6 protein-coding genes are annotated in these 6141 nt (G+C 63.8%); 2 read left to right on the top strand and 4 right to left on the bottom strand.

The features are described from left to right. Window positions 1–107: 107 nt before the first annotated feature. On the bottom strand, window positions 108–770 hold the full coding sequence (gene yrfG, locus CFII68_RS15045) for a GMP/IMP nucleotidase (RefSeq protein ID WP_014336052.1): 663 nt from the start codon (window positions 768–770) through the stop codon (window positions 108–110). Window positions 771–858: 88 nt separating this feature from the next. Between yrfG and nudE the strand changes: the two genes are divergently transcribed. After that, the gene (gene nudE, locus CFII68_RS15050; RefSeq protein ID WP_018606403.1) at window positions 859–1425 is read left to right on the top strand and encodes an ADP compounds hydrolase NudE; all 567 of its coding nucleotides are present in this window, start codon (window positions 859–861) and stop codon (window positions 1423–1425) included. Then, window positions 1422–2249, top strand: coding sequence for a 3'(2'),5'-bisphosphate nucleotidase CysQ (gene cysQ, locus CFII68_RS15055; RefSeq protein ID WP_018606402.1), 828 nt, complete (start codon window positions 1422–1424; stop codon window positions 2247–2249). The genes nudE and cysQ overlap by 4 nt, the downstream gene beginning before the upstream one ends. 150 nt (window positions 2250–2399) lie before the next feature. On the opposite strand, the gene CFII68_RS15060 is transcribed toward cysQ, so the two are convergent. The 3 genes from CFII68_RS15060 to CFII68_RS15070 are packed head-to-tail and all read right to left on the bottom strand — an operon-like array spanning window position 2400 to window position 6089. Next, on the bottom strand, window positions 2400–2855 hold the full coding sequence (locus CFII68_RS15060) for a YiiD C-terminal domain-containing protein (protein ID WP_003196733.1): 456 nt from the start codon (window positions 2853–2855) through the stop codon (window positions 2400–2402). Between the two features lie 37 nt (window positions 2856–2892). Continuing rightward, a complete protein-coding gene (locus tag CFII68_RS15065; RefSeq protein WP_018606399.1) occupies window positions 2893–4284 on the bottom strand; it encodes a sigma-54 dependent transcriptional regulator in 1392 nt (463 codons plus the stop codon). Beyond that, complete coding sequence (locus tag CFII68_RS15070; protein ID WP_018606396.1) at window positions 4281–6089, bottom strand: ATP-binding protein; 1809 nt, start codon at window positions 6087–6089, stop codon at window positions 4281–4283. Before CFII68_RS15070 ends, CFII68_RS15065 begins: the two co-directional genes overlap by 4 nt. Between the last annotated feature and the right edge of the window lie 52 nt (window positions 6090–6141).

Genomic DNA, 6141 nt, shown 5'->3' with positions numbered 1-6141 from the left:
GGGAGCAAAGCTTGCTCGCGATGCGGCCTTACAGCCGGCCTATTTCTCCGACCGTGCCCCGATCCAACTGTGGGAGCGAGCTTGCTCGCGATGAATGCGGCGCCGGTTCAAAGCCCGGCAATCAAGTCCCGATAATCCCCCAACGCGTCAAACTCCCCCGTGTCCTTCGGTCCTTTGCGGCTATCCGGCTCGCTCACGGCCAGCAAGTGCGCCACGCCGAAGTCCCGGGCACTGCGCAGCACGGGCAGGGTGTCGTCGATGAACAGGCTGCGGGCCGGGTCGAAATTCAAGTCGGCTTGCAGCGCGTCCCAGAATTGCGGGTTTTCCTTGGGGAAGCCGTAGTCATGGGAACTGATCAAGCGGTCGAAGTAAGGGGCCAGTTCGATGCGTTCCAGCTTCAGGGACAATGAATCGCGGTGGGCGTTGGTGATCATCACCACGCGCTTGCCGGCCCGCTGGATCGCCGCGAGGAAGGTATCGGCGTCCGGGCGCAAGGCGATCAGGTGCGCGGTTTCCAACTTCAGTTCGCGTACCGGCAGTTTCAGCTCGGTGCTCCAGAAATCCAGGCAATACCATTGCAACTGGCCGGCGTTGCGCTCGAACAGCGGCTGCAGCTCCATCTCGGCCATCGCCCGGCTCACGCCATGCAGTTCGGCGTAGCGCTGGGGCAGGTGTTCGAGCCAGAAATGGTTGTCGTAATGCAGGTCCAGCAGGGTGCCGTCCATGTCCAGCAGAACCGTATCGATCTCATGCCAGGGCAGCAAAGCCATAAAACTTCTCCATCGGTAATCGGATATCCGACACAAACAATCAGAATAGGCCGGGTATAGTAGCCCGCTATCGCCCAGGGAGCCGTTTATGCGCCAGAAACCCACCATACTCGATCGCCGGATCGTCGCTACCAGCCGCCTGTTTTGCGTGGAAGAACTGAAATTGCGGTTTTCCAACGGTGTTGAGCGCACCTATGAACGTCTGGCGAGCAAGGGGGCGGGCTACGGCGCGGTGATGATCGTGGCGATGCTCGATGCCGATCACGCGGTGTTGGTGGAAGAGTATTGCGGTGGCACCGACGCCTACGAACTGTCCCTGCCCAAGGGCTTGATCGAGCCAGGCGAAGACGTGCTGGCGGCGGCCGAACGGGAGCTCAAGGAAGAGGCCGGTTTCGGTGCGCGCCAGTTGGAACACCTGACCGAACTGTCGTTGTCCCCCGGCTACATGAGCCAGAAGATCCAGGTGGTGCTGGCGACCGATCTGTATGAAGAACGGCTGGAGGGTGACGAGCCCGAGCCGATGCGTGTGGACAAGGTCAACCTGCGTGAGCTGTCGGCCCTGGCACAGAACCCGCAGTTCACCGAGGGCCGGGCCTTGGCGGCGCTGTACCTGGCCCGTGACCTGCTGGCCCAGCGTGGAGCATTCCTGTCATGACATTTCCTCATTCGCTGATGGCCCCGGTGGTCGAGCTGGCGCTCCAGGCCGGCGAGGCAATCCTGCCGTTCTGGCGCGCCAACGTGCAGGTCAACCACAAGGCCGACGAGTCGCCGGTGACGGCCGCAGACATGGCCGCTCATGATGTGATCGTGGCCGGGCTGACGGCACTGGCCCCGGATATTCCGATCCTCTCCGAAGAAGACGCCGATATTGCCCAAAGCGTGCGCGCCGGCTGGCATCGCTGGTGGTTGGTGGACCCGTTGGATGGCACCAAGGAATTCATTTCCGGCAGCGAGGAGTTCACCGTCAACATCGCGTTGGTGGAGCAGGGCCGTGTGGTGTTCGGCGTGGTATCGATGCCCACCAATGGGCGCTTTTACGTCGGCGGCGCAGGGCTGGGTGCCTGGCGTGGCGACAAGGGCGGCGTGCCTTTGCCTATCGCGGTTCGTGACGTCCTGGCCCCGGGTGAAGCTTTTACCGTGGTCGCCAGCCGTCGGCACACCAGCCCGGAGCAGGAGCGCCTGCTGAATGGCCTGAGCGGGAGCCTGGGTGAGCTGCAACTGACCAGTATTGGCAGTTCGTTGAAGTTTTGCCTGGTGGCCGAAGGCGCGGCGGATTGCTATCCACGACTGGCGCCGACCTCCCAATGGGACACCGCCGCCGCCCAGGGTGTATTGGAAGGTGCGGGTGGCGAGGTGTTGGACTTGAGCGGCGAACCGTTCTGCTATCCACCGCGTGAGTCGCTGTTGAATACGTCGTTTCTGGCGTTGCCGGCGAAAGCGGCTTGGCGTGGAAAACTGCTGGAACTTGCTCGCTCTTAAGCCTGGTTCGATCCTTTGTGGCGAGGGGATTGTGGGAGCAAAGCTTGCTCGCGATACAGGCGCCTCGATCTCTGAAAGACCCCAGCGCATCCATCGCGGGCAAGCCTTGCTCCCACACAGCGATACCTCGCCACAGGGGCCGGCAGTGTTTCAGCGATGCAACACGTACTGCCCCTCGAACTGCACCGCCACGTCCTCGCTGCCGGTATTCATCACCCGCGTCTGCAACGCCAGCCGGGCCCGTCCGTAACGCCTGTAGGTGGCCAGGAAGCGCTTCCAGACCTTTTCCTCGGGCGCTTCGCACACGACCGTCGCATCGCGGGTCACCGGCAGTGGATAGCTGATCTGTCCTTCCTGAATCACGATATGCCCGTCTTCGATGCCTTCCTCGCGCAGGGCCAGGTGCAACCAGCCCCAGCCACCGAGCACCGCGCCGCAATACAGGCTGCCACCGAACATGGTGCTCTTGTGATTGACGTTGGCCGCAAGCGGCAAAGACAGACGCAGTTGCCGGGCCTGCCAATCGAGCACCTTGAGGCCCATGTCCCGGGTCAAGGGGATGTCGTGGTGCAGGATCGATTCCAGGTAACGACTGTCGCGGTTCATTGCGGGGCCTTTTGCTTGAACGGGAAATGACGATAACTCAATCGGACTCATCGGCCGAACCGTGGCTGCTGTCGCCGAAGTTCAGCCCATGTTTGCGTAACTTGTCGTGCAAGGTCTTGCGTGGAATGCCCAAGGCTTCGGCCAGGCTGCGCACCGAGCTGTGGGGGCGGGCCAGTTCAGCGGCGATCAGGGTTTTCTCGAAGTTTTCCACCTGCTCGCTCAAGCCGCCACTGACCACTTCCACCGGTGCGCCGGGGCTGCCGTCTGGCGCGGCGTTGTCCAGGGCCAGTTCCAGGCCCAGGGCAAAACGTTCGGCGGCGTTCTGCAACTCTCGCACATTGCCCGGCCAACTGTGGCGCAGCAGCAACGCCCGTTGCGCCGGTTGCAATTGATGGGGCGGCAGGCCGTGGCGAGCGCTGGCTTCGTCGGCGAAGTGCTGGAACAGCATCAGCGCATCCTCTCCCCGTTCGCGCAATGGCGGTATGCGCAGCGGGGCGACGTTCAGGCGGTAATACAGGTCGGCGCGAAAACGCCCCTGGTCGGCGGCCTGGCGCAGGTCTTCCTTGGTTGCGGCGATTACGCGGATATCCAGCGGGATCTGTTGATTGCCCCCCAGCCGCTCCACCATGCGCTCTTGCAGCAGACGCAGCAGTTTGACCTGGACATCCAGGCTCATGCTTTCGATTTCATCCAGAAACAGTGTGCCGCCATTGGCAAACTCGAACTTGCCGATGCGGCGTTTCTGCGCGCCGGTAAACGCGCCGGGTTCGTGGCCGAACAGCTCGCTTTCCACCACCGACTCGGCCAGGGCTCCGGCGTTGATCGCCACGAAGGGGCCGTTGCGCCGGCCCGAAAGATCGTGCAATGCACGGGCGACCACTTCCTTGCCGGCGCCGGTTTCACCAAGGATCAACACATCGGCGCGGGTGGCGGCCAGTGCACCGATCTGCTCGCGCAGGCGCAACATCGGTGTCGATTGGCCGACCAGGCGGGCGCTGAGTTCATGGCGATCGCTCAGGGCCAGGCGCAGGCTGCGGTTGTCCAGCACCAATCGACGCAAGGCCAGGGCCCGGCGTACGCTGTCGAGCAGGTGATCACTGGCGAAAGGCTTTTCCAAAAAGTCATAGGCCCCGGCGCGCATCGCCTGCACCGCCAGCGGCACGTCACCGTGGCCGGTGATCAACAGCACCGGCAGTTCTGAGTCCTGGGCGTGGAGTTCGCCCAGCAGTTCGAGGCCGTCCATGCCCGGCATGCGAATATCGCTGACCACCACGCCCGGCCAGTCACGGGGCAGTTGCGCGGCCACGCCCTTGGCTTCGGCCAGGGGCAGGATTTTCAGGCCGGCCAGGTCGAGGGTCTGGCTCAAGGCCTGACGCAAATGGGGATCGTCGTCGATCAGCACCACCTCAATCCGGTTGTCGATGGTCATACACTTCGGTCCTCGGACGGTTGCAGGCTCACCCCGGGGGCGCCAGCGCGCAGTTTCAGGGTAATCAGGGCGCCGCCTTCCTTGTGGTTGGCGAACGACAGTTCGCCGCCAAAGGCGCGCATCAGGGTGTCGCAGATCGCCAGCCCCAGGCCAAGGCCCTGGGTGCGCGTCTTGGTGGTGTAGAAGGGCTCGCCGGCGCGGCCCAGGGCTTCCATGCAAAACCCCGGGCCGTTATCGCGGATGTACAGGTTGACGCCGGTTTCGGTGGCCTGGGCACTGAGCCAGAGTTTGCGCGGCGGGCCTTTCTCGGTGAGCGCATCGAGGGCGTTGGCCAGCAGGTTGCCGAGCACCTGGCGCAAGCGGGTTTCGCCGGCCTCGACCCACAGCGTGGCGGCCGGCAAGTCGCGAATCAGTTCCACTTCCATGCTGCGCCGGCGTTTGGCGAGCAGGGCCAAGGCATCGTCCAGTGCCGGCTGCAGGGCGACGCTTTCCGGGGCATGGCGGTCGCGGCGGGCGAAGGCGCGCAGGTGGGCGATGATCGACGCCATGCGCCCCGTCAGTTCGCTGATCAGCTTGAGGTTGCCCCGGGCGTCGTCGGTGCGTTGGTGATCGAGCAGAATCTCGGCGTTTTCCGCGTAGCTGCGAATCGCGGCCAGCGGCTGGTTGAGTTCGTGGCTGATGCTCGCCGACATGGTGCCCAGGGCCGACAGCTTGCCGGCCTGCACCAGGTCATCCTGGGCGCGGACCAACTCCTGCTGGGCCTGTTCGCGCTCCAGCACTTCCTGTTTCAACCGTCGGTTCAGCCCTTCCAGGTCACTGGTGCGCTCGGCCACCCGGCCCTCCAGCTGTTGGCGGGCCTTGGCTTCGAAGGCGATCCGATCCAGGTAATGGCGCCGGCGTTGCATCATCAACCCGAGCAACAGCATCAACACCAGCAACGCCGCGCCACCGATGGCGACCACGGTGCGCACCGGACGATCAATCAGCGTGCGCGGGGCGAGAATGCTCACGCTCCAGCCGGTTTCCTCGATGGACTGGGTCTGGGTCAGCCAGGCGTTGGCGTCCAGGTTCAGCGGCTTGGGATCACGGGTCGGATACGGTTGTACCGCGCTGATGGCCTTGCGCTCATCGTCATTCAAGGGCCGGGTCGCGCGAAATCGCCATTCCTGTCGCGACGTAAGGATGACCACGCCGTTGTGGTCGGTCACCAGCAATTGTTCGGGGGTCTTGCCCCACAGGCTTTCGGTGTGGTCGAGGTCGACCTTGACCACCAGCACGCCGATGACTTTTTCGCGGTCGTGCACGGCGGCGGCAAAGAAGTAACCGCGCTTGGCCGACGTCGTGCCCAAGCCGAAGAAGCGGCCCAGGCGTCCGGCCATGGCTTCGATGAAGTAGGGCCGGAAGGCGAAATTGCGTCCGACGAAACTGTCGTGTTTGTCCCAGTTCGACGCGGCCAGGGTCTTGCCGGAAGGGTCCATCAGGTACATGACTTCGGCGCCGGTCTGGGCGCTGATGTTTTTCAACAGCCGGTTGGCGTTGCCTTGGGTCACGCCATCGTCCGGCGCCGATAAGGCGGCGCGCAAAGCCGGCAGCTCGCCGAGAATCTGTGGCAGCACCTCATAGCGGTGCAGCGTGCCCAACAGGTTGGCGACGTAGAGGTCCAGGGTCTGGCGGTTCTGCCCGGCCAGCTCGCTGCGGTAATAACGTTCGGCCAGGTGTTCCAACGGCCACAGCAAGGGCGCCAGGCACAGCGCGAGCAAGGCCAGGCTGCGCCAACGGGGTCTGCGGGGAAGGGTGGAATTCATGAGCCTCGGACGCCTGTGGTGACAGGCGTATTATGCCTAGTTGCCTTGCAAA

The sequence above is a fragment of the Pseudomonas sp. CFII68 genome (assembly GCF_000416195.1).
Lineage (GTDB): Bacteria > Pseudomonadota > Gammaproteobacteria > Pseudomonadales > Pseudomonadaceae > Aquipseudomonas > Aquipseudomonas kilonensis.
Note: the sequence above shows the minus strand (reverse complement) of the source record. Positions and strands in the feature narration are given on the sequence as shown.

Bases quoted from the DNA above. Each gene is read 5' to 3' on its own strand.
- yrfG (WP_014336052.1), bottom strand. From the start codon at position 770: ATGGCTTTGCTGCCCTGGCATGAGATCGATACGGTTCTGCTGGACATG.
- CFII68_RS15065 (WP_018606399.1), bottom strand. From the start codon at position 4,284: ATGACCATCGACAACCGGATTGAGGTGGTGCTGATCGACGACGATCCC.
- cysQ (WP_018606402.1), top strand. From the start codon at position 1,422: ATGACATTTCCTCATTCGCTGATGGCCCCGGTGGTCGAGCTGGCGCTC.
- CFII68_RS15070 (WP_018606396.1), bottom strand. From the start codon at position 6,089: ATGAATTCCACCCTTCCCCGCAGACCCCGTTGGCGCAGCCTGGCCTTG.
- nudE (WP_018606403.1), top strand. From the start codon at position 859: ATGCGCCAGAAACCCACCATACTCGATCGCCGGATCGTCGCTACCAGC.
- CFII68_RS15060 (WP_003196733.1), bottom strand. From the start codon at position 2,855: ATGAACCGCGACAGTCGTTACCTGGAATCGATCCTGCACCACGACATC.